Genomic DNA, 21,642 nt, shown 5'->3' with positions numbered 1-21,642 from the left:
GTGGGCGGGGCACAGAACCCCGCAGCAAGCCTGAGAGGACTACACCGTGAGTCATTTACTGGATCAACTGAAGTTTTTCAATCGCAAGCAAAACGAGTTTTCCGACGGTCATGGCGAGACCCGCAAAGAGTCTCGCGACTGGGAGAACGTCTACCGTTCACGCTGGCAGTACGACAAGATCGTGCGTTCCACCCACGGGGTGAACTGCACCGGTTCCTGCTCGTGGAAAATTTACGTCAAGAACGGCCTGATCACCTGGGAAACCCAGCAGACCGACTACCCGCGTACCCGTAACGATCTGCCTAACCATGAGCCCCGTGGCTGTCCCCGTGGTGCCAGTTACAGCTGGTACATCTACAGCGCCAACCGGCTCAAGTACCCGAAAATTCGCAAGCCATTGCTCAAACTCTGGCGCGATGCGCGGCAGACCATGGCGCCGGTCGAAGCCTGGGCCAGCATCGTCGAGGACAAGGCCAAGGCCGACTCCTATAAAAGCAAGCGCGGCATGGGTGGCTTCATTCGTTCCAACTGGGAGGAAGTCAACGAGATCATTGCCGCGGCCAACGTCTACACCATCAAGCAATACGGTCCGGACCGGATCGTCGGTTTCTCGCCGATTCCGGCCATGTCGATGGTCAGCTATGCCGCAGGCTCGCGTTACCTGTCACTGATCGGCGGCGCCTGCCTGAGTTTCTACGACTGGTACTGCGACTTGCCACCGGCCTCGCCGATGGTCTGGGGCGAGCAGACCGACGTGCCGGAATCGGCCGACTGGTATAACTCCAACTACATCATTGCCTGGGGCTCCAACGTCCCGCAGACCCGCACCCCGGATGCGCACTTCTTTACCGAAGTCCGTTACAAGGGCACCAAGACGGTCGCGATCACTCCGGACTACTCGGAAGTCGCCAAGCTCACCGATCTGTGGCTGAACCCCAAGCAGGGCACCGATGCGGCGCTGGCCCAAGCGTTCAACCATGTGATCTTCAAAGAATTTCACCTGGACAAACCGAGCGCCTATTTCACCGACTACGCCAAGCGCTTCACAGATCTGCCGGTGCTGGTGCTGCTCAAGCAAATGGTCGACAAGGCTCCGGGCGCCGGTTATCAGCCGGACCGCTTTTTGCGCGCCAGTGACCTGACCGACAACCTTGGCCAGGAAAACAATCCGGAATGGAAAACCATCGCCCTGGATGTCAGTGGCGAACTGGTCTCCCCTCAGGGTTCCATCGGTTATCGCTGGGGCGAGAAGGGCAAGTGGAACATCCTTCCCCGTGAAGGTGGCGAAGGCCGTGAGATCGATCTGAAGCTGAGCCTGATCGGTGATGACGTCGCCGAAGTGGCCTTCCCGTATTTTGCCGGTGAGTCCCACGAGCACTTCCAGCACGTGGCCGGCGATGCCGTGCAATACCGCCGCGTGCCGGTGCACAACGTGGTGCTGGCGGACGGCAGCGTGGCCAAAGTCGCCACTGTGTTTGACCTGTCGGCCGCCAACCTGGCGATCGATCGCGGCCTCGGCGGCGCTAACGTGGCCAAGGATTACGACGACGCCTCGGTGCCTGGCACTCCGGCCTGGCAGGAACAGATCACCGGCGTCAGCCGCGAGAAAGCCATCCAGATTGCCCGTGAGTTCGCCGACAACGCCGACAAGACCAAGGGCCGCTCGATGATCATCGTCGGCGCGGCGATGAATCACTGGTACCACATGGACATGAACTACCGCGGGCTGATCAACATGCTCATGCTCTGCGGGTGTGTCGGCCAGACCGGTGGCGGTTGGGCGCATTACGTCGGTCAGGAAAAACTCCGTCCGCAATGCGGCTGGCTGCCATTGGCGTTCGGCCTGGACTGGAACCGTCCGCCTCGCCAAATGAACGGCACCAGCTTCTTCTACGCCCACAGTTCGCAATGGCGTCACGAGAAAATGAGCATGCACGACGTGCTCTCGCCGCTGGCCGATAAATCACAGTTCCCCGAGCATGCCCTGGACTACAACATCCGCGCCGAACGCGCCGGCTGGTTGCCCAGCGCACCGCAGCTCAACACTAACCCTTTGCACATCTGCCGCGACGCGGCGGCGGCCGGCATGGACCCTAAAGACTACGTGGTCAAGTCGCTGCAGGACGGTTCGCTGCGCTTCTCCTGCGAACAGCCGGACAGCCCGGTCAACTTCCCGCGCAACATGTTTATCTGGCGTTCCAACCTGTTGGGCTCCTCGGGCAAGGGCCACGAGTACATGCTCAAGTACCTGCTCGGCACCAAGAACGGGGTGATGAACGAAGACATCGGCCAGGTCGGCGACTGCAAACCGGAAGAAGCCGAATGGGTGGACGAGGGTGCCATTGGCAAGCTCGATCTGGTCACCACGCTGGACTTCCGCATGTCCTCGACCTGCGTCTATTCCGACATCGTGCTGCCGACGGCAACCTGGTACGAAAAAGACGACATGAACACCTCGGACATGCACCCGTTCATTCACCCGTTGTCGGCCGCCATCGACCCGGCGTGGGAATCGCGTTCCGACTGGGAAATCTACAAAGGCATCGCCAAGGCGTTTTCCAGCATGTCCGAAGGGCATCTGGGCGTTGAGAAGGACTTGGTAACGATCCCGTTGATGCACGACAGCGTCGGCGAATTGGCCCAACCGTTTGGCGGCACCGACTGGAAAAGCGCCGGCGTGGCACCGGAGCCAGGCAAAAACGCGCCGAACCTGCACGTGGTGGAGCGTGACTACCCGAACATCTACAAACAGTTCTCGTCCCTCGGACCATTGCTGGAGAAACACGGCAACGGTGGCAAAGGCATCAACTGGAACACCGAAGACGAAGTGAAATTCCTCGGTGAACTCAATCACAAAGAAGGCGATGCCGGTATCAGCCAGGGTCGGCCGAAAATCGACACGGCGATCGATGCTGCTGAAGTGATTCTGTCCCTCGCGCCGGAAACCAACGGCCAGGTCGCCGTCAAAGCCTGGGCCGCGCTGTCGGAATTCACCGGCATCGACCACAGTCACCTGGCGCTGTCCAAGGCCCACGAAGCGATCCGCTTCCGCGACATTCAGGCACAGCCGCGCAAGATCATTTCCAGCCCGACCTGGTCGGGTCTCGAAGACGATCACGTCAGCTACAACGCCGGCTACACCAACGTTCACGAAGGGATCCCGTGGCGCACCATCACCGGTCGCCAGCAGTTCTACCAGGATCACCCGTGGATGCAGGCGTTCGGCGAGCAACTGATGAGTTATCGCCCGCCCGTCAACACCCGCACCATCGAAGGGGTGAAAGGCAAGCGCAGCAACGGCGAGATCGAAATCGTCCTGAACTGGATCACCCCGCACCAGAAATGGGGCATCCACAGCACCTACAGCGACAACTTGCTAATGCTCACCCTCAGCCGTGGCGGGCCGATTGTCTGGCTCTCGGAGAACGATGCGAAACGCGCCGGTATCGAGGACAACGACTGGATCGAGTGCTTCAACATCAACGGTGCACTGACCGCCCGCGCGGTGGTCAGCCAACGGGTCAAGGACGGCATGGTGATGATGTACCACGCTCAGGAACGGATCGTGAACGTGCCCGGTTCGGAAACCACCAAGACCCGTGGCGGCCACCACAACTCGGTCACCCGGGTGGTGCTCAAGCCGACCCACATGATCGGCGGCTACGCCCAGCAAGCCTACGGTTTCAACTATTACGGCACGGTCGGTTGCAACCGCGACGAATTTGTCGTGGTGCGCAAAATGTCCAAAGTCGACTGGCTCGATGGTTCGTCCGGCGATGACCTGCCGCGTCCCCTGCCGACCGATATCGAGGAGAACTGAGATGAAGATTCGCTCACAAATCGGCATGGTTCTGAACCTGGACAAATGCATCGGTTGCCACACCTGTTCGATCACCTGCAAAAACGTCTGGACCAGCCGCGAAGGCATGGAATACGCCTGGTTCAACAACGTCGAATCGAAACCCGGGATCGGCTACCCGAAAGAATGGGAGAACCAGGACAAGTGGAAGGGCGGCTGGATCCGCAATGCCAATGGCACGATCAACCCGCGCATCGGCGGTAAATTCCGCGTGTTGGCGAACATTTTCGCCAACCCGGACCTGCCGAGCCTCGACGACTACTACGAACCGTTCGACTTCGATTACCAGCACCTGCACACCGCGCCGCTGGGCGAGCATCAGCCTACCGCGCGCCCGCGTTCGCTGATCTCCGGCAAGCGCATGGAAAAAATCGAGTGGGGCCCGAACTGGGAAGAAATCCTCGGCACCGAATTCGCCAAGCGCCGCAAGGACAAGAACTTCGACAAGATTCAGGCGGACATCTACGGCGAGTACGAAAACACCTTCATGATGTATTTGCCGCGCCTGTGCGAGCACTGCCTCAACCCCACTTGTGCAGCGGCTTGCCCGAGCGGGGCGATCTACAAGCGTGAAGAAGACGGCATCGTCCTGATTGACCAAGAGAAATGCCGTGGCTGGCGGATGTGCATCAGCGGCTGCCCGTACAAGAAAATCTACTTCAACTGGAAAAGCGGCAAGTCCGAGAAATGCATTTTCTGCTACCCGCGTATTGAAGCGGGGATGCCGACCGTTTGTGCCGAAACCTGTGTCGGGCGCATCCGCTACCTTGGTGTGCTTTTGTATGACGCCGACCGCATCAGCGAAGTGGCGAGCACCGCCAATGAGCAGGATCTGTACGAGAAACAACTGGAGATCTTCCTCGATCCGAATGACCCGGCGGTGATTCGTCAGGCTCTGGAAGATGGCGTCCCGCAATCGGTGATCGACTCCGCGCAACGTTCGCCGGTCTACAAAATGGCCGTGGACTGGAAACTCGCACTGCCGCTGCACCCGGAATACCGCACCTTGCCGATGGTTTGGTACGTACCGCCGCTGTCGCCGATCCAGAACGCGGCCACCGCTGGCACCGTGGGCATGAACGGGGTGATCCCGGACGTCGACAGCCTGCGCATTCCATTGAAGTACCTGGCCAACCTGTTGACGGCGGGCGATGAAAAACCGGTCAAGCGTGCGCTTAAACGCTTGCTGGCGATGCGCGCCTACAAACGTTCCGAGCAAGTCGACGGTGTTCAAGACCTGCAAGTGCTGGCGGATGTCGGCCTGAGCGTGGCCCAGGTTGAGGAGATGTATCGCTACCTGGCAATCGCCAACTACGAAGACCGCTTTGTTGTACCGAGCGCCCACCGTGAAGACGCCATGAGCGACGCCTTCGCTGAGCGTTCCGGGTGTGGCTTCAGTTTCGGCAGCGGCTGTAGCGGCAGCTCCGACACCAACATGTTCGGCGCCAAGAAAGCCAACCGCCGCGACATCCTGAAAACCGTCCAGTTGTGGGAGGAATGAGCATGCAAATTCTCAAAGTGATTTCGCTGCTGCTCGATTACCCGACCGAGACGCTGATTGGCGGTCGCGACGAGCTGGAGCAAGCGATCATCCAGTCACGGGAAATCAGCCCGACGCAGCGCGGTGCGTTGTTCGAATTGCTCGAGCTGATCTGCGCCAATGACCTGATGGATGGGCAGGAGCACTACGGTGCGCTGTTCGGTCGGGGGCGCTCACTGTCGCTGCTGTTGTTCGAGCATGTGCACGGTGAATCCCGCGACCGTGGCCAGGCGATGGTCGACATGATGGCGCAATACGAAGAAGCCGGTTTTGCCATCGGCGTCAAAGAGCTGCCCGATTACATCCCGCTGTACCTGGAGTTCCTGTCCACCCGCGCAGACATCGAGGCCCGCGAGGGCCTGGCGGATGTTTCGCACTTGCTGGCCTTGCTCGCCGCACGTCTGGAAGAGCGCGAGAGCGCCTATGCCAGCTGCTTCCGGGCGCTGCTGCAAATTGCCGGGGCTGAGCCGCATCAAGCGGTGGCCGACCTGCGAGCGCAGGTCGCGGCGGAACCTCGCGATGACTCCCTCGAAGCCCTCGACAAGATCTGGGAAGAGGAGGCCGTGGACTTTCTCCAGGCCGAACAGCAGGACCGTTGCAGTTCGCTGCCAAGCGCACCGGGCAGGGCCCGGGAAGAAAGCGCGGTGCCGTTGCACTGGGTGGATTTTCAGCATGAAGGGCTGGCCGCCGTGCCAGCCAAGGAGGTGGGCAATGTCTAAATGGAACCTGTTGTTGTTCGGGGTCTATCCCTACGTGGCCCTGGCGGTTTGCCTGATTGGCAGTTGGGCGCGCTTCGATTTGTCGCAGTACACCTGGAAGGCAGGTTCGAGCCAGATGCTCAACCAGCGCGGTATGCGCGTGGCGAGCAACTTCTTCCACATCGGTGTGTTGTTCGTGCTGGCCGGGCACTTCGTCGGCCTGCTGACCCCGGCATCGATTTATCACCATGTGATCAGTACTGAGAACAAGCAGTTGCTGGCGATGGTTTCCGGCGGGTTCTTCGGTCTGTTGTGCCTGATTGGCCTGCTGATGCTGGTCAACCGGCGCCTCACCGACCCACGAGTACGCGCCACCTCCAGTCCTTCGGACATCCTGATTTTGTTGGTACTGCTGGCGCAATTGCTGCTCGGTCTGCTGACCATCGTTGCGTCCACCGGGCACATGGACGGCTCGGTGATGGTGATGCTCGCCGATTGGGCGCAGAACACCGTGCTGTTGCGTCCGGTGGAAGCGGCGGCGTCCATCGCGCCGGTCGGGCTGATCTACAAGTTGCATGTGTTTCTCGGTTTGACCCTGTTCGTGCTGTTCCCCTTCACCCGTCTCGTACACATGATCAGTGCACCGATCTGGTACCTGGGCCGTCGTTATCAAATCGTTCGTCAGAAGTACTGAGGAGACAATCATGTCAGGTGGATGTGGATGTGGTGGTGGTAACGGGGGCAGCGGTGGCTGCGGTTCTTCAAAAAAAGCCGAGGACGTTTTCGACATCGCGCCGGTCGCAGAGGCGCAGTTTGAAGCACTGCCGGTTGAGCCCGCCGCGGCCAATGACGCCCCGGCGCAGTTGATCGCCAGCAGTGAACAGGAATGGCCGATCATCAGCGTCAACGAGGTGTCGATCACCCCGGAGGCGATGGCCCAGGAGCTGCAATACCACCCGGCCGAAAGCCGTGAGGAGGCAGTCTATCTGGCTGCCAAGGCACTGGTGATCCGCGAGTTGTTGCAGCAGCGCATCACCGAACTCGGTGTGTCGTTGGAGATCGGCGCCGGTGAGAATGAAGAGGAAGCGGCTACTCGCTTGCTGCTCGAACGTGAGGTGAAAGTGCCTCAATGCGACGAGGAAACGAGTCTTCGTTACTACGAAAACAATCGCGGACGCTTCCACAGCGCGCCGTTGCTGGCGGTGCGGCACATCCTGCTCGAATGTGCACCGGACGATGTCGAGGCCCGCGAGCTGGCGCATGATCAGGCACAAATCCTGCTGCAGCGCCTGGAAGAATTCCCCGGTAGTTTTGCCGAGCTGGCGGTGAAATATTCGGCCTGCCCGTCGAAGGCTCAAGGCGGTTCTTTGGGACAAATCAGCAAGGGCCAGACCGTGCCCGAACTGGAACGTCAGCTGTTCACCCTGGCTCCGGGCCTGGCCAGCAAACCACTGGAAAGCCGTTACGGCTGGCATGTGGTCAGTGTCGATCAGCGGATCGAAGGCATGCCATTACCCTATGAAGTGGTGTCGACGGCGATCCGCACGCAGTTGCAGCAAGGCGTGTGGCAGAAAGCGCTGGTGCAATACCTGCAAACCCTGATCGGTGCGGCCGACATTCGCGGCATCCACTTACAGGGCGCCGACTCACCGCTGGTGCAGTGAGCATTGCGTAAACCGGGAGAAGTGATGAACGTTGTGATGCAGGATGGTTTTGGGCGGCAGATCGATTACCTGCGGATGTCGGTCACGGACCGGTGTGATTTTCGTTGCGTGTATTGCATGGCGAAAAACATGACCTTCCTGCCGCGTCAGCAGGTGCTCACCCTGGAGGAATTGCAGCGCTTGGCGACACTGTTCGTCGGCCTGGGTGTGCGCAAAATCCGTCTGACCGGCGGTGAGCCGCTGATCCGTCCCGGCATTGTCGGACTGTGCCGCAACATCGCTGCCTTGCCCGGTTTGCGCGAACTGGTAATGACCAGCAACGGCTCGCAGCTGGGCCGTCTGGCCCGGCCATTGGTCGACGCCGGGGTCAAGCGGATGAACATCAGCCTCGATAGCCTGGACGGGCAGAAGTTTCGGGCGATCACCCGTAACGGCGACCTCGATCAAGTGCTCAACGGCATCGAAGCGGCGCGGGACGCAGGGTTTGAGCGGATCAAACTCAACTGTGTGGTGATGAAAGGACGCAATTTCGATGAAGTCCTGGGATTGGTGCAATACGCCATCGATCAGCGCATCGATATCAGTTTTATCGAAGAAATGCCCTTGGGCGACGTCGGTCGTTCCCGGGGCGAGTCGTTTTGTTCCAGCGACGAAGTGCGCACGCTGATCGCCAGCCAGCATCGGTTGCTCGACAGCACCGAAAACAGCGGCGGACCGGCGCGCTATGTGCGTCTGGAACGCCATGCCGAGACCCGGATCGGATTCATTTCGCCCAACAGCCACAACTTTTGTGGCAGCTGTAATCGGGTGCGGATGACTGTTGAAGGGAAGCTGTTGCTGTGTCTGGGCCAGGACGATGCCCTGGATTTACGCGGATTGCTGCGGCGTTATCCGCTGGATGACCAACCCGTGATCAACGCGGTGCAGAGAGCGCTGCGTGGCAAACCACTGCGCCATGACTTCAGCCCCGACGGGGAGGTGCAGATTGTGCGATTCATGAACATGAGTGGCGGTTGAGCTGATCTGTGCATTCTGTAAAACACCGAGAACCAATGTGGGAGCGAGCTTGCTCGCGATAGCGGTAGAACAGCCAACATCAATGTTGAATGTACTGCAGTCATCGTCGGAACGCCGCCCGGAGCAAGCTCGCTCCCACATTGGATCGTCGCTGACCAAAGTATTTTTTATCCGCCCCGCATCTGGGCGGTTTTTTTTGCCGGTAAATCTTGATATCGATCAATTGCATATCTGCAGTTTGTCCGTAGCCTTCACCGCATGTTGTGTCTATTTTCAGTTAAACATCTATATGTAGTGTCTGGAGGCCAAATGCAGAGCACGCTGATCGCAGTAGGATGTAACCGCTTGCACAAGCGCGATGGCAGTCAGGTCGCCTTCGATGCCGACAAAATCCGTCAGGCATTGATCGCCGCCGGCAAGGCGACGGGGGAGTATGGCGAGGTTGAGGTCGAAGGGTTGCTTCACGCGGTATTGGCCAGACTTGAAGGTTTGCCGAGGCTGCATGTCGAGCAAATCCAGGACCGTGTTGAACGGGTGTTGATGGACGCCGGTTTTTTCCTCGCTATGCGTGCCTACATCGTTTACCGCGAACAGCACGGGCGTTTGCGTCGCGACCGTCGGACCATGGTCGAGGTGGCGACCTCGATGAACGAGTACCTGGACCGTGAAGACTGGCGCGTCCAGGCCAATGCCAATCAGGGTTACTCATTGGGCGGTCTGGTGCTGAACGTGTCGGGCAAGGTCACCGCTAACTATTGGCTGGACGAGGTCTACAGCGAGGCCATCGGCAAGGCCCACCGCGAGGCGGATTTGCATGTGCACGATCTGGACATGCTCGCCGGATACTGCGCCGGCTGGTCGCTGCGCACCCTGTTGCACGAAGGGCTCAATGGTGTGCCGGGGCGTGTCGAAGCCGGCCCGCCGAAACACCTGAGCAGCGCCCTGGGGCAGATGGTGAATTTCCTCGGCACCTTGCAAAACGAATGGGCAGGCGCCCAGGCGTTCAGCTCGTTCGACACCTACCTGGCGCCCTATGTGCGTCAGGACAAGCTGAGCTACCAGGAAGTGCGCCAAGCGATTCAGGAGTTCATCTACAACCTTAACGTTCCCTCGCGCTGGGGCACTCAGACGCCCTTTACCAACCTGACGTTCGACTGGGTCTGTCCGCAGGATTTGCGTGAGCAGATTCCCTGCATCGGCGGTGAGGAAATGCCGTTTGCCTACGGCGACCTGCAGGTCGAAATGGACTTGCTCAACCGCGCCTATATCGAGGTGATGCAGGCCGGTGATGCGAAAGGGCGGGTGTTCACCTTTCCGATCCCGACCTACAACATCACCCATGACTTTCCGTGGGACAGTGAAAACGCCGACCGTCTGTTCGAGATGACCGCGCGTTACGGCTTGCCGTACTTCCAGAACTTTCTCAATTCGGATCTGCAGCCCAATCAGGTGCGCTCGATGTGCTGCCGCTTGCAGCTGGATGTTCGCGAGTTGCTCAAGCGTGGCGGCGGTTTGTTCGGCTCGGCGGAACAGACCGGATCGCTCGGCGTGGTGACCATCAACTGTGCGCGTCTGGGCTATGTGTTCAAGGGTGATACCAGCGGTTTGCTGCAGCGTCTGGACACATTGATGGAACTGGCGATGGAAAGCCTGGAGGTAAAGCGCAAGGTGATTCAGCACCACATGGATGCCGGTTTGTACCCGTACACCAAGCGTTACCTGGGAACCCTGCGCAACCATTTTTCCACCATCGGCCTCAACGGCATGCATGAAATGCTGCGCAATTTCACCGGTGACGAGGAGGGCATGCACACCGACCACGGTCGGCAGTTTGCCCTGAAGATGCTGGACCATGTGCGCGCCACGCTGCTGCGTTTTCAAGAAGAAACCGGCCACATGTACAACCTGGAAGCGACACCGGCCGAGGGCACGACCTACCGCTTCGCCAAGGAAGACCTCAAGCGCTACCCCGATATTCTCCAGGCCGGCAGCATGCAAGCGCCGTATTACACCAACTCCTCGCAACTGCCCGTGGGCTACACCGAAGACCCTTTCGAGGCGCTGGAACTTCAAGACGAGCTGCAATGCAAATACACCGGCGGCACGGTCTTGCACCTGTACATGGCCGAGCGGATTTCTTCGACTCAGGCCTGCAAGCAACTGGTGCGCAAGGCCCTTGGCCGCTTCCGCCTGCCTTACCTGACCGTGACCCCGACGTTCTCCATCTGCCCGGTGCACGGTTACCTCGATGGCGAGCACGAGTTCTGCCCCAAATGCGACGAGGTCCTGCTGCTGAAAGAACAGAAAGCCGGCACCGTTCATTGATTTCGATCCACTCAACTGCAAGGAGCTTCACCATGACTGCATCGCAAACATTGCCCCAGGCCCAACGTCAACGCTGCGAAGTCTGGACTCGGGTAATGGGCTATCACCGCCCTGTGTCGGCGTTCAATCCGGGTAAACAGTCGGAGCATCGCGAGCGGGTGCACTTCACTGAAGGCGCGGCATTGGCCGGGCGCCAATGAGTCCAATGCTTCGGGTCGGGGGCATGGTGCCCCTGACCACTATCGACTATCCGGGACAGCTTGCCTGCGTGTTGTTTTGCCAGGGTTGCGCCTGGCGTTGTCGTTACTGCCATAACCCGCAGTTGATCCCGCCTCGAGGCACAGACGAAGTGGATTGGCGGCGGGTGTTGGCGTTTCTGCAACGGCGTCAGGACCTGCTCGATGCCGTGGTGTTCAGTGGCGGCGAGCCCACCTTGCAAGACGGTTTGCTCGGCGCCATGGATGAGGTGCGGGCGATGGGGTTTCGCATCGGTTTACACAGCGCCGGCATTAAACCCGCAGCGTTCGCCAAGGCACTGACCGGGGCCGATTGGGTCGGCTTCGATGTGAAGGCGTTGCCCGAGGATTGCCAGGCCATCACTCGGGTCGAGGGTAGCGGAACCGCCAACTGGCGCAGCCTTGAGCATCTGCTGGCCAGCGGTGTCGACTATGAATGTCGCACCACCGTGCATTGGCATCTGTTCGAGCCGGCGCGTCTGCTGATCCTGGCACAGCGTCTGAACGAGCTCGGCGTCAAACGCTTCGCCGTGCAGCTGGTTCGCACTGAACGGATGTTCGATCCGCTGTTGCCGAGTGTTTCGGCACAAGCCTTGCTATCTGAGCTGTGGGAGGCCATGCGCGAGTTGTTTCCAGCCTTCGTGTTACGGGGGTAACCGAGGCTGAGGTTTAACGTTTAGCGGTGACATCCACCATTAGGTTTTCAAATGCGCTGCCTATCGGGCAGGTATCAAACGGGGAGCATTTGATATGGCCAAATTATTAAGTACGGCACATCGTATCGTCATCGGCTTTGCAATCGCACCGCTGGCGCTGATGGGCATAGCGTTTTACGCATTGCACGATCTGGCCACGCTCAAGGAGCAGGCGGTGGTCATCGTCAAGCAGGACTGGCCGAAGATCGACCCGATCATGGTCATCGCCACCGGCGTGCGCGATAACGCCAGGAACACCCGGGATTTGCTGATCGATAAAGACAATCAGCAAGTGCAGCAGTCGATCGACGCCACCAAGAAACGGATCACTCAGGCGCTCGAAACGCTTGAACCGTTGTTCTATTTGCCAGAGGGCAAAACCGCTTATGCCGCGCTGAAAAAGAATCGCGAAGCCTACGTTGCGGCGTTCACTCAAGTGCAGGTGTTGATCAGGCAAGGGGCCTTCGATGACGCTATGGCACAGCTGAAACAAAAAGTCGTGCCGGCCGAACTCCAGGTCTATCGAAGCCTGGATGAGTTGATGGCGCTGCAAGGCAAAATATTCGCCGACCGTGAACAGTCGGCGCAGGCACTGTACAGCGATGCCCGGCGCAATATGCTCGGGTTATTTTTGTTCTGTGTGGCGCTGGTCATCGCCGCCGCGGTGATCGTCACGCGCAGTGTGACCCGGCCACTGGGTGGCGAGCCGGATGATGCCGCACGGTTTTTGAGTCAAATGGCTCAGGGCGACCTGACGATTCAGGTGCCCGTGAGCTCAAGTGACGGCGGCAGCGTGATGATGAACATGCATCAGATGCAGCAAAGTCTGAATGCCATGGTCAGACACATCGCGGCCTCGGTTGACCAGGTGGCCAGTTCCTCCGAAGAACTGAGTGCGGTCAGCAGCCAGACCAGCAGCAATCTGCAATTGCAGGGGCTGGAGATCGAGCAGGCGGCTACCGCTGTGAACCAGATGACCGCTGCGGTCGACGAGGTGGCGCGCAATGCGGTGAGCACCTCCGAGGCTTCCCGGCAGTCCGAACAAACCGCGCAGCGCGGGCGTGAACAGGTTCAGGAAACCGTGGTTTCAATCGGCGAACTGGCGAATGGCGTCACCGATACCTCGCAACGCATCGAGCAACTGGCGGGCAGGGTGCAGGACATCAGCAAGGTCCTGGATGTGATTCGCAGCATCGCCGAGCAGACCAATTTGCTGGCCCTCAACGCGGCCATTGAAGCGGCCCGCGCCGGGGATGCCGGACGCGGTTTTGCCGTGGTCGCCGATGAAGTGCGCGCCTTGGCCCATCGCACCCAAGAGTCCACCCAAGAGATCGAGCAGATGATTGGCAACATTCGTCTGGATACCGGCCATGCGGTAACGGCCATGCAAAGCAGCAGCAACCTGGTTCGGACCACCCTTGAAGTGGCGCAACGGTCGGGCGTTGCATTGGATGAAATCACCCGGTCAATCTCGCAGATCAATGAGCGCAACATGATGATCGCCAGCGCCACGGAAGAGCAGGCGTTGGTGGCGCGTGAGGTGGATCGCAATCTGATGGGGATTCGAAACTTGTCCGAGCAGGTCTTGTTGGGTGCCCAACATACTCACACCGCGGGTCACGATCTGGCGCAGATGGCAGGGGCGCTGCACCAGACAGTGGCACGTTTTAAAGTCTGAGGGTTCCGGCCTGGTGGTTGGAGGAGGGCGCTGAGGCGATCAAGCCCAGCCCCAGAATTGCAACCACCAGCCAAACCCTACCAAGCTGATGCCGAGTAACAGGCAAGTGCTGCCAGCGCAGCGTCGAGCCAGGGAAATGCCTTCGCGGTCCAGCCGTTCCCACCCCAGCAACAGGCTCCAGCCCATCACGGCTATTAACAAACAAGCTCTGGCCGGTTGTACCCATTCCAGCAGCAACCCTTCATAGCGCAGTAATTTCACCGTTGTGGCCGACAGCCCGAGAAACAATCCTGCACCACCCAGGGGCGTGAGGGTCAGTGCCATTGGCCAATACAGTGCGCGGTCTTGCGCCAGTCGAGCCGTCAGGCGCAGAAGAATCATCAACGCCGTGCCCAACACCATCGAACTCAAACTCAAGTAAGCAACGATGCTGAAACCATCGAGCCAACTGAAGCTGTCGTTGAGCTGCGGGTAATGGGTCAGCAGCCACCAGGGCGCGTTGTCCTGCAGCGCCCAGAGTTGGTCGTGCTCGACCAGCGATTGGGCAAGGGTTTGTTTGAGGGCGACAAACCAGGGGCTGACCGTCCACTGAAACGCGCCCATCGCCAGGCCAATTACACCGAACAGCAGTAAACGCGCGTCCCACGGTGAAAGCGTCTGCGCGGTCGCGTGAAGAATCTCTTGGTTGCTGGAGCGGGCGATCAGCTGAACGGCGCCGCGTTGTCCACTGCAGCGTCCGCAGGCGTGGCAGTCGCTGGCGCCTTGCAGTCGACGGATGTCGAGCAAGGGCGCGCAGTTGGGCGGCGGCAGGCGCGGCGCGGCATTTTCTATCCAGCGTTGTTCGTCTACCTGAAAATGCATGGGCGCCAGGCGGGCGAGCAGGGCGAAGACGCCGCTGACCGGGCATAGGTAACGACACCAGACTCGCTTGCCTCGGGCGAACAGCAGACCGACGGCAACCGCCGCGACAGTCGAGCCACCCAGAATCAATAACGCCGCCTGGGCGTAGTCATAGACGCTGATCAATTGGCCGTAAAGGGTTGTGAGGCAGAACGCCAAGGTTGGCCAGCCGCCCCAGCGCAACCAGCGCGGTACACCCAAACCTTTGCCGTAATGGCTGGCCCATTCGCTGAGTGAGCCTTCCGGACACAGAACGCCACACCAGAGTCGGCCGAACAGCACGATCGACAGCAGCACGAACGGCCACCAAATACCCCAGAACAAAAACTGCGCGAACAGGGTCAGGTTGTCGAGCAGTCGTGCCTGGCTGTCCGGCAGCGGCAACACCGCCGGGATCACCAACAGCAACGCATAGAACAGTACAACGGCCCACTGCACGGCACGAATGACCCGCGCATGGCGACGCATTCCATCGCCCATGCGCTGCAGCCATTGATTGCGACGACTCAGCTCAGGCATGGGACTTTTTCCGCAGCACGCTGGCGCAGCCAACCGCCGACAGCCAGCCAATAACTTGCCAGCACTAGTAACGTCGTGCCGCTGGGCGTCGCGCGATAACCGGCAAAACCGGCAAGAAAACCACCCAGTCCATGGCTGTCGCTGAGTAATGCGCTGCTGTCCCAAAGCGCTTCGCCAACGAGGCTGTACATCACCTCCGGCAAATCCAGGGCGAGTAATTGACCGCCGATTCGCTCGGTGCCGCTGACCAGCAATGCCGCGCCGAGCATCAGCAAAACAGCTTCGCTGATGGCAAAGAATTGCTGCCACGAAATAAACCGGCGACTGCTGTGCAGCAGCGCAATCGTCAGCACCGACAACGCCAATCCCAATGCGCCGCCGGCGGCAAACAAACCGAGCTGTGGACCTCGTAACTGAGCACCGGCGCCATAGAGAAAGACCACCGTTTCACTGCCTTCGCGGCTGACGGCGAGCATGGCCAGCAGTAACAGACCTGTGCCACCTTGCCGGGCCAGGTGACTATCGGCGTGTCGTTGCAAATCGTGCTTGAGCGTGCGCCCGTGGCGGTGCATCCAGCCGACCATCTGCACAATCAGCAGGCTGGCAACCAGCGCGAGTGCGGCCTGGAACCACTCACTGGCTGAGCCGCTCATGGCCTCACCGGCAAACAGAATCAACACCGCCAGCAGGCCCGAAAGCATCAACCCCAGCACGACACCGGCCCACACGTACTTCGCGAGTCGATCTCCCTGATGCTGCTGGCTGACCCACGCCTGGAGAATGCCGATCACCAGCAGCGCCTCGACGCTTTCGCGCCAGACAATGAACATTGATTGATTCATGGAAGCTCCGTATTTGAACGGGTTATTTCGCGAGGATGCCGCCCTCGGGCAGTTGCGGATTGAACTCGTCGAAGAAGGGATAGTGACCAGGCCGGAGGGGATGAATGACCACGAAGGTTGTCACTCCCGGCGACAGTACTTTTTCAACCCGCAATGGCGTGCTCTCGAATTCGGCTGGCCCTTGACCGATATTTTTCAGGATGATTTTGAAGCGCTGTCCGGCCGGAACCTCCAGCAAGGCGGGGGAGAAGTGGCCATCGCGCAGGCTCAGCTCATAGCTGGGTAACTCGGCATAAGCCGTCAATGGCACCACTGCTGTGGCAAGCATCAGCCAGGCAATGCGCAGGCGCTTCATTCAATAGCCGCCTTTTTTACCGATGCCGGCGTAAATGAACTCATAGTGCAGTTCGCAGCGTTCAAACCAGGGGGCTACGCCGGTTTCCTTATCGGTATGGCGGCCAAGGGACCCATGACCGCCGGGTGGCAGGACGGTGAAGGTCAGCTGATATTTACCTGGGCCGAGCAGCTTTACATTGTCGCCATAGTGCGGACCGTCGTTGGCGACCATGGCGTGGAAATCGCCTTTGAGTTGGTTCTCATTGCCTTGTTTTTTCAAATTGAACGAGACATTGAGGTACGGCACGAAACTGCCTTCCTGAAAGCCTTGTCGATTGTTCGCCGTGGCGCGAATGTCGGCTTCCAGATGCACATCGGAATCTGCAGTGGCCCGCATCATTCCGGCAGGTGCCATCTCGATCGGCTGCAAATACACGGCCCCGACTTCCAGCCCCGGACACAGCTGTGGTTCGCCGATCGGGTATTCCTTGGCCTGAGCCAACGGTGTGAGCAAGAGCAGGGCGAGTGACAGCGAAAAGGTCGTACGCATGATGTCTTCCTGGGCACTAACGAGTAGGAACCCGAGTGTAGGAAGCTTTCTTACGAATAATAATGATTGTTATCAAGTTTGCAGTGATTAAGGCTATGACTCGGAACGCTTTCGAAATCGCTCCGCGCGGTCAACGCTGTCGCTCATCTGAGCCGCCGCGTGAATCGTTAGAGGATGCTGGGTGAAACCGGGTCTGGGTGAAATGTAGGCGGCCATTTCGCGGGCGACGGCTATCTGTTTATCCGAACCTTGTGTCAGTAATGCAATGACCAGATTTTCCAGGGCAATCACCCGAACACGAAGGTGTACCAGTTCTGCGTTGGTCAAGTCGGGGGGGGAGGAAAATGCTTCTGCATCGAGTGATTTTTTCGCGCCTTTATCATCCCAGGTCGACAATTGGACAGGGCTCTGTTCTCCGGCAGGTGGTTTTTTACCCAGCATAAGAGGCATCTCCAGGTGTTTTTATGTGGCTGCCCAGGGGCCGGAAAAGCGCTATGACGTAGCCGATTTCCCGGCAGGATGAAGCTTAGCTGTAAGACTGACATTGAGTGCGAGCTTTTGACTTCAGTCTTGATCCGTATCAAGGGCATTTTTGCGCAAACGATGTAGGTTGGAGGCACATCCTAGAGGCGAACAGGGGATCGACATGGCCAAGAATTTTCCCATCAGCCCCAAGCACCCCGAGCGCATTTGCTGGGGCTGCGACAGATACTGCCCAGCCAATTCCCTGGCGTGCGGCAATGGCTCCGACAGGACAATGCATCCTGCCGAAATGATCGGAGACGATTGGTATCTGCATGGGGACTGGGGCATTGAACCGTTGATCGCGGTAAAAGATGTAACGGACGATCCCAGCCGGGAGGGCTGAGCAACCCCGTTGAAACATAGAAACCGCCTGACAGAATTCTTTTTTTGAAATCAAGGGGTTGCCAGCCTCGGGAAATCAGTACATAATTCACGCCATCGAAAGCACTGACTGCTGAAAAAGCTCAATGTTTTCAAGGAGTTAGATCGCGTATCTGATTCCAAGTTTGTACGCGTTTGATGTTGTGCTACATGACATCAGATGTTTGAGGCCGAGTAGCAAAATGGTTATGCAGTGGATTGCAAATCCACCTACGCCGGTTCGATTCCGACCTCGGCCTCCACTTTAAACGAGCTCCGTAGATCTATGATTTACGGAGCTTTTTTATTTTCACTGTCCTGCAAGATTTAGTCTTGAAAAGGACAGTCGCGAACTTGCTTCGCCGAGACGGGATGTATATATTTCCCCCTCTGCTGCACAAGCGTCAGAACTGCCAGATCGTTATCTGACAGTCTTCAGACTGCTTCACCGCGCTACCGCCCGAATGGCGAAACTGGTAGACGCATGGGACTTAAAATCCCCCGCTCGTAAGGGCGTGCCGGTTCGATTCCGGCTTCGGGCACCATCTTAAATCAAGGGTTTGCGAGCGAAAGCTGATGCAAACCCTTGTTTGTTTCTGGCCGGCTATTTTGTTGGCCACAGCTATTGATGGCGGTTGTTAGTCGCTGGATCAGCCTCGCGTCGGCCTTCGCCAGAAGGGTTGCCGGTATTGACAAGCCTTCTCTCTACCAAGACATTTTGAAGGGCCTGGCGAGCAGCAGCGTCCAGCTGGTGTTCTCTCTCCTTGAGTTCAAGCAAGATTGGGCTGGACCAGGCGCGATAGGTTTGCTCGGTTTTACGAATTGATGTCATCTGTCCCCTCCTTGATGAGTGGCGGCCACCACCGTCGGCGCAATGTTGGATCGATAGAACCCTAGTCGAGGAATCTGTTTACCGCCAAAAAATGGCAGGGCGAGGTGCGCACCTCACTGACGCCGCTATCGAGCTTAGAATCAAATAATATATTGATCAGTTTGGGGTTATCTAATCGTCAAAATTGCGTTGTCTTAATATAAAAAATAGGTGGAAGTTGTGAGTAAGGCAGTGACTGCCATTGCTGTAGTGTTATTCCTGTCTGGATGTTCTTCCGGGCCTCAGACTTCCAATGATGCCCATACTCCCGCACCTCAAGGTGTGAAGCAATTGAGTGTAGATGAGGTTCACCAGATTTTGATTGGTCGTAAGCTCCAAAGCGAGACCGCCAAGGGGCAGCCTTTCTGGGAAACCCTGAGCCCTGAGCCCTGACGGCATGGCGGTAATACAAATTGCTAAAGATTCCGAGCAGAAGGGAGGCTGGACTATTGCGAATGATGTGATTTGCGTGACGTATCAGCAATATGGGAAGGAATGCAATACCGTGCACAGCGACGGTGTTTCGGCTTGGTTAGTAGATGAAAACAACAGGATAACTAACAACAAATTCAGTGTGCATTAGTTGAACATCGTCTAACTAATGCACACCCGTTATCTCAATCGGGGCGGTGCGTGATATCTGGTATCGGGATATAAGCAGACATACAGCTCATGGCGTCAGCGGCTGGATCGAGTGAGTTCGATTCAGCCGCCGAAGCTGTCAGCTAAACGAAAGGCTGACCGGTAAAACCACGAGGCAATCGTTGCAGTCCATCCATGGCGGTGAGCCGTTCGACCCAAGCCGCACGCCAGTCGATGGCAGTGTGCGTAACTTTGGCTTTGCGTGCGGCGCGGCGTGCAGCGTTGCGCTGGTCTTTGCGCGCATCCTTGAACGCGTCGGTTTCGCGGCAGCTTCTGCATTTCACCCGGGTAAGTTCGCTGGTTGAGACGAGTTTGCTGCCTTTGTGACCGCAGGCCAGATGCCCGCCGACTTTGAAGTGAGTAACCATCAGACGCCTCCTTGGTGACGTGTAATCGTTTGACCTCCGGCGTTCGGTGACGTTCGTTGTCTGCGTCATGGGCAAAAAAAGACCCGCGTGCGTGCGGGCCAGGGGATTCTTCAAAGGAGTCCGGTCAATGTAGAGCCTGAGTTGTGAACGCCGTGTGAAATAGACTGCTTAGCCATAAAAAAGCCCAGCGCCAGGCCGGGTTGGGGATGTAGCAGGAAGCGATCAGGCAAGGACGCATACGGTGACGACAAGGTCGCCGTTCATGCGTCCTGAATCAGGCCGTGTCCTTGAAGGTGTCCAGATCGAATCATCTGAACCGCGGCAGGGGCGGGTCGACAGGTTTGAGTGACGACAGCGTATTGCGAATCAGTGGCGCGTCTTTCTCGATGTCGTTCAGACGATCACGAATTCTGAGGGCCGTCGGGTGACCGCCTTGATGATCGACCCAGTCGGCGATTTCCTTGCACGCCGCTGCCAGGCGAGCCTGACGGGAGTCGAGCAGGGTAAGCAGAGTGGTGATGGACTCTTTTTCGGACATGGCAAACACCTCCGTTCAAGAAACCTGTATTTGGCAGCAAAAAGCCCGCTGGGAGCGAGCTTTCTGCCGATGGGGTCGCTGTTCCTTCAGCTTTCTCAGTATAGACCCGTAAAAGGCAGGTGACCTTAGCCTTGTCGGGCCGTCACTTGTGACCTGGCATTTAAATGCCAGCATTCATGTTGAGCGTCTTCTTCACGATCGAAACCGTCACCGATGAAGCCATGGGTTCGAGTATCGGCGATGCGATACCAGAAGGCGGCGTCTGGTGGTGGATGGCTGGTTTCTCCGGCTCGGCGGCCATGAATGATGATCTTGGTGCAACGCTTCACAACGAAAATGTCTTCCATGGCGTCACCGCAGCTAATTCGTGTTCAGAACAACTATAGAAGCCATTTGCGATCGTGCAAAAAATAGACGGGTCAGTTCGTCGCCTCAGCCATTGCGGCCCTCATCTCCAAAAACACCGCGAGCCCGACTTCCTCTGCCCTGAGCCCTTTGCGCGCTAGTGGCCTGGGCAGCTCAGACAATGCACCCAGAAGAAAACCATCAAGCACCGCCGGGTGGATGTAGCACTTGCGGCAGACTGCTGGGGTGTTACCCAGTTGTTTGGCGACGTTCTTGACCATCTCCACCACATGCCGCTTCGCATCCGACTCGGGTTCCCACTGCAGTTCCCGCAAAACCGCCAATGCCAACGCGCTGCCAGCCCAGGTGCGGTAATCCTTGGCAGTGAAGTCGGCGCCGGTGAGGGTTTGCAGGTAGGCGTTGACGTCGGAGGAACTGACGGTGTGCCGCTCACCGTTTTCATCCAGGTACTGAAACAGGTTTTGCCCGGGAATTTCCAGGCAGCGTTTGATAATCCGCGCCAGGCGCCGGTCTTTCACGGTGATCTGATGCTCGACGCCGCTCTTGCCGCGGAACTGGAACAGGATCGCACTGCCGTTGACCTCGACGTGACGGTTACGCAGGGTAGTGAGGCCGTAGGAGCGGTTATCCCGAGCGTACTGCGTGTTGCCGACCCGGATCAGCGTCGCATCGAGCAAGGTGATGACCGTGGCCATGACCTTGTCGCGGCTGAAGCCGGGAGCCGCCAGCAGTGCTTCAAGCTGTTTGCGCAGTTTCGGCAGGGCCTGGCCGAAGTCCCGCAGGCGCGAGTATTTGTCGGCATCGCGCACTTCTCGCCAGCGCGGGTGATAACGGTATTGCTTGCGACCTCGGGCATCATGGCCAGTGGCTTGCAGATGTCCGCGCGGGTCGGCACAGATCCACACATCGGTGTAGGCCGGGGGCACCGCGAGGGCGTTGATGCGTTTGATCTCATCTTGGTCGGTGATGCGCTGACCCGCAGGGTCGTAATAACAGAACGTGCCGCGCAGTTTCTTGCGGGTGATGCCGGGCTGGGCGTCATCGACGTAATGCAGGTCGGACGGCAGCACATCGGGTAGCGCGATATCGGACATGGCGATAGTCCTTGGCGAC

21 protein-coding genes and 2 tRNA genes are annotated in these 21,642 nt (G+C 58.5%); 13 read left to right on the top strand and 10 right to left on the bottom strand.

The genetic code is table 11. The annotated features are described in order from the left end of the window. Positions 1-46 precede the first annotated feature (46 nt). The 10 genes from QK293_RS04300 to QK293_RS04255 all read left to right on the top strand — a co-directional run bounded on the left by QK293_RS04300 (position 47) and on the right by QK293_RS04255 (position 13,712). The gene (locus QK293_RS04300; RefSeq protein WP_282375820.1) at positions 47-3,820 is read left to right on the top strand and encodes a nitrate reductase subunit alpha; all 3,774 of its coding nucleotides are present in this window, start codon (positions 47-49) and stop codon (positions 3,818-3,820) included. Position 3,821: 1 nt separating this feature from the next. After that, positions 3,822-5,360 (top strand): nitrate reductase subunit beta, encoded by a 1,539-nt coding sequence (gene narH, locus QK293_RS04295; protein WP_123366640.1) that lies wholly within the window; start codon positions 3,822-3,824, stop codon positions 5,358-5,360. Positions 5,361-5,362: 2 nt separating this feature from the next. Further along, positions 5,363-6,118 (top strand): nitrate reductase molybdenum cofactor assembly chaperone, encoded by a 756-nt coding sequence (gene narJ, locus QK293_RS04290; RefSeq protein WP_282375818.1) that lies wholly within the window; start codon positions 5,363-5,365, stop codon positions 6,116-6,118. Next, the gene (gene narI / locus QK293_RS04285) at positions 6,111-6,791 is read left to right on the top strand and encodes a respiratory nitrate reductase subunit gamma (RefSeq protein ID WP_282375816.1); all 681 of its coding nucleotides are present in this window, start codon (positions 6,111-6,113) and stop codon (positions 6,789-6,791) included. Before narJ ends, narI begins: the two co-directional genes overlap by 8 nt. Positions 6,792-6,801: 10 nt before the next feature. Next, complete coding sequence (locus QK293_RS04280; protein ID WP_282375815.1) at positions 6,802-7,761, top strand: peptidylprolyl isomerase; 960 nt, start codon at positions 6,802-6,804, stop codon at positions 7,759-7,761. 24 nt (positions 7,762-7,785) lie between these two features. Continuing rightward, a complete protein-coding gene (moaA, locus tag QK293_RS04275) occupies positions 7,786-8,778 on the top strand; it encodes a GTP 3',8-cyclase MoaA (protein ID WP_282375814.1) in 993 nt (330 codons plus the stop codon). Between the two features lie 309 nt (positions 8,779-9,087). Next, positions 9,088-11,103, top strand: a complete 2,016-nt coding sequence (locus QK293_RS04270; RefSeq protein WP_282375813.1) for a ribonucleoside triphosphate reductase — start codon at positions 9,088-9,090, stop codon at positions 11,101-11,103. 32 nt (positions 11,104-11,135) lie between these two features. Continuing rightward, entirely contained in the window at positions 11,136-11,303 is a 168-nt protein-coding gene (gene nrdD, locus QK293_RS04265; protein WP_008153595.1) for an anaerobic ribonucleoside-triphosphate reductase, read from the top strand. Beyond that, positions 11,300-11,995: an anaerobic ribonucleoside-triphosphate reductase activating protein gene (locus tag QK293_RS04260; protein WP_282375809.1), complete on the top strand. Its 696-nt coding sequence runs from the start codon at positions 11,300-11,302 to the stop codon at positions 11,993-11,995. Before nrdD ends, QK293_RS04260 begins: the two co-directional genes overlap by 4 nt. Positions 11,996-12,089: 94 nt before the next feature. After that, positions 12,090-13,712 carry a methyl-accepting chemotaxis protein gene (locus tag QK293_RS04255; RefSeq protein ID WP_282375808.1) on the top strand — a complete coding sequence of 541 codons (1,623 nt, stop codon included), beginning with the start codon at positions 12,090-12,092 and terminating at the stop codon, positions 13,710-13,712. Positions 13,713-13,751: 39 nt separating this feature from the next. On the opposite strand, the gene QK293_RS04250 is transcribed toward QK293_RS04255, so the two are convergent. From QK293_RS04250 to QK293_RS04230, 5 genes are all read right to left on the bottom strand, one after another. After that, positions 13,752-15,131, bottom strand: a complete 1,380-nt coding sequence (locus tag QK293_RS04250) for a 4Fe-4S binding protein (protein ID WP_282375807.1) — start codon at positions 15,129-15,131, stop codon at positions 13,752-13,754. Continuing rightward, a complete protein-coding gene (locus tag QK293_RS04245) occupies positions 15,119-15,973 on the bottom strand; it encodes an FTR1 family protein (RefSeq protein WP_282375806.1) in 855 nt (284 codons plus the stop codon). The genes QK293_RS04250 and QK293_RS04245 overlap by 13 nt, the downstream gene beginning before the upstream one ends. Before the next feature lie 22 nt (positions 15,974-15,995). Then, the gene (locus QK293_RS04240) at positions 15,996-16,328 is read right to left on the bottom strand and encodes a cupredoxin domain-containing protein (RefSeq protein ID WP_282375805.1); all 333 of its coding nucleotides are present in this window, start codon (positions 16,326-16,328) and stop codon (positions 15,996-15,998) included. Further along, complete coding sequence (locus tag QK293_RS04235; protein ID WP_282375803.1) at positions 16,329-16,859, bottom strand: iron transporter; 531 nt, start codon at positions 16,857-16,859, stop codon at positions 16,329-16,331. It lies immediately after the preceding gene. A 93-nt stretch (positions 16,860-16,952) separates the two neighbouring features. Continuing rightward, positions 16,953-17,300 carry a hypothetical protein gene (locus QK293_RS04230; RefSeq protein ID WP_282375802.1) on the bottom strand — a complete coding sequence of 116 codons (348 nt, stop codon included), beginning with the start codon at positions 17,298-17,300 and terminating at the stop codon, positions 16,953-16,955. A gap of 205 nt (positions 17,301-17,505) precedes the next feature. On the opposite strand from QK293_RS04230, the gene QK293_RS04225 reads away from it, so the two are divergent. The 3 genes from QK293_RS04225 to QK293_RS04215 all read left to right on the top strand — a co-directional run bounded on the left by QK293_RS04225 (position 17,506) and on the right by QK293_RS04215 (position 18,289). Further along, a complete protein-coding gene (locus QK293_RS04225) occupies positions 17,506-17,727 on the top strand; it encodes a DUF3079 domain-containing protein (RefSeq protein ID WP_282375801.1) in 222 nt (73 codons plus the stop codon). A gap of 206 nt (positions 17,728-17,933) precedes the next feature. After that, positions 17,934-18,007 (top strand) — tRNA-Cys (locus tag QK293_RS04220). A 195-nt stretch (positions 18,008-18,202) separates the two neighbouring features. Continuing rightward, a tRNA-Leu gene (locus QK293_RS04215) sits at positions 18,203-18,289 on the top strand. Between the two features lie 77 nt (positions 18,290-18,366). Here the strand turns inward: QK293_RS04215 and QK293_RS04210 are convergent. The 5 genes from QK293_RS04210 to QK293_RS04190 form a co-directional block, all read right to left on the bottom strand. Beyond that, positions 18,367-18,576, bottom strand: a complete 210-nt coding sequence (locus QK293_RS04210; protein ID WP_282375800.1) for a hypothetical protein — start codon at positions 18,574-18,576, stop codon at positions 18,367-18,369. Between the two features lie 764 nt (positions 18,577-19,340). After that, positions 19,341-19,625, bottom strand: a complete 285-nt coding sequence (locus QK293_RS04205) for a hypothetical protein (RefSeq protein ID WP_282375799.1) — start codon at positions 19,623-19,625, stop codon at positions 19,341-19,343. 307 nt (positions 19,626-19,932) lie between these two features. Further along, positions 19,933-20,163, bottom strand: coding sequence for a hypothetical protein (locus QK293_RS04200; protein WP_010460746.1), 231 nt, complete (start codon positions 20,161-20,163; stop codon positions 19,933-19,935). Between the two features lie 125 nt (positions 20,164-20,288). Further along, entirely contained in the window at positions 20,289-20,510 is a 222-nt protein-coding gene (locus tag QK293_RS04195) for a hypothetical protein (protein WP_282375798.1), read from the bottom strand. Positions 20,511-20,582: 72 nt separating this feature from the next. After that, the gene (locus QK293_RS04190) at positions 20,583-21,623 is read right to left on the bottom strand and encodes a DNA topoisomerase IB (RefSeq protein WP_282375797.1); all 1,041 of its coding nucleotides are present in this window, start codon (positions 21,621-21,623) and stop codon (positions 20,583-20,585) included. Positions 21,624-21,642 lie beyond the last annotated feature (19 nt).

Origin of the sequence: Pseudomonas sp. AL03 (assembly GCF_029960815.1) — a bacterium.
In the GTDB taxonomy this organism is placed as follows: Bacteria; Pseudomonadota; Gammaproteobacteria; order Pseudomonadales; family Pseudomonadaceae; genus Aquipseudomonas.
The sequence above is the reverse complement of the archived record's forward strand: the minus strand, read 5'-3'. Positions and strand labels throughout refer to the sequence as shown.

Bases quoted from the DNA above. Each gene is read 5' to 3' on its own strand.
- narH (WP_123366640.1), top strand. From the start codon at position 3,822: ATGAAGATTCGCTCACAAATCGGCATGGTTCTGAACCTGGACAAATGC.
- narJ (WP_282375818.1), top strand. From the start codon at position 5,363: ATGCAAATTCTCAAAGTGATTTCGCTGCTGCTCGATTACCCGACCGAG.
- narI (WP_282375816.1), top strand. From the start codon at position 6,111: ATGTCTAAATGGAACCTGTTGTTGTTCGGGGTCTATCCCTACGTGGCC.
- QK293_RS04280 (WP_282375815.1), top strand. From the start codon at position 6,802: ATGTCAGGTGGATGTGGATGTGGTGGTGGTAACGGGGGCAGCGGTGGC.
- moaA (WP_282375814.1), top strand. From the start codon at position 7,786: ATGAACGTTGTGATGCAGGATGGTTTTGGGCGGCAGATCGATTACCTG.
- QK293_RS04270 (WP_282375813.1), top strand. From the start codon at position 9,088: ATGCAGAGCACGCTGATCGCAGTAGGATGTAACCGCTTGCACAAGCGC.
- nrdD (WP_008153595.1), top strand. From the start codon at position 11,136: ATGACTGCATCGCAAACATTGCCCCAGGCCCAACGTCAACGCTGCGAA.
- QK293_RS04260 (WP_282375809.1), top strand. From the start codon at position 11,300: ATGAGTCCAATGCTTCGGGTCGGGGGCATGGTGCCCCTGACCACTATC.
- QK293_RS04255 (WP_282375808.1), top strand. From the start codon at position 12,090: ATGGCCAAATTATTAAGTACGGCACATCGTATCGTCATCGGCTTTGCA.
- QK293_RS04250 (WP_282375807.1), bottom strand. From the start codon at position 15,131: ATGCCTGAGCTGAGTCGTCGCAATCAATGGCTGCAGCGCATGGGCGAT.
- QK293_RS04245 (WP_282375806.1), bottom strand. From the start codon at position 15,973: ATGAATCAATCAATGTTCATTGTCTGGCGCGAAAGCGTCGAGGCGCTG.
- QK293_RS04240 (WP_282375805.1), bottom strand. From the start codon at position 16,328: ATGAAGCGCCTGCGCATTGCCTGGCTGATGCTTGCCACAGCAGTGGTG.
- QK293_RS04235 (WP_282375803.1), bottom strand. From the start codon at position 16,859: ATGCGTACGACCTTTTCGCTGTCACTCGCCCTGCTCTTGCTCACACCG.
- QK293_RS04230 (WP_282375802.1), bottom strand. From the start codon at position 17,300: ATGCTGGGTAAAAAACCACCTGCCGGAGAACAGAGCCCTGTCCAATTG.
- QK293_RS04225 (WP_282375801.1), top strand. From the start codon at position 17,506: ATGGCCAAGAATTTTCCCATCAGCCCCAAGCACCCCGAGCGCATTTGC.
- QK293_RS04210 (WP_282375800.1), bottom strand. From the start codon at position 18,576: ATGACATCAATTCGTAAAACCGAGCAAACCTATCGCGCCTGGTCCAGC.
- QK293_RS04205 (WP_282375799.1), bottom strand. From the start codon at position 19,625: ATGGTTACTCACTTCAAAGTCGGCGGGCATCTGGCCTGCGGTCACAAA.
- QK293_RS04200 (WP_010460746.1), bottom strand. From the start codon at position 20,163: ATGTCCGAAAAAGAGTCCATCACCACTCTGCTTACCCTGCTCGACTCC.
- QK293_RS04195 (WP_282375798.1), bottom strand. From the start codon at position 20,510: ATGGAAGACATTTTCGTTGTGAAGCGTTGCACCAAGATCATCATTCAT.
- QK293_RS04190 (WP_282375797.1), bottom strand. From the start codon at position 21,623: ATGTCCGATATCGCGCTACCCGATGTGCTGCCGTCCGACCTGCATTAC.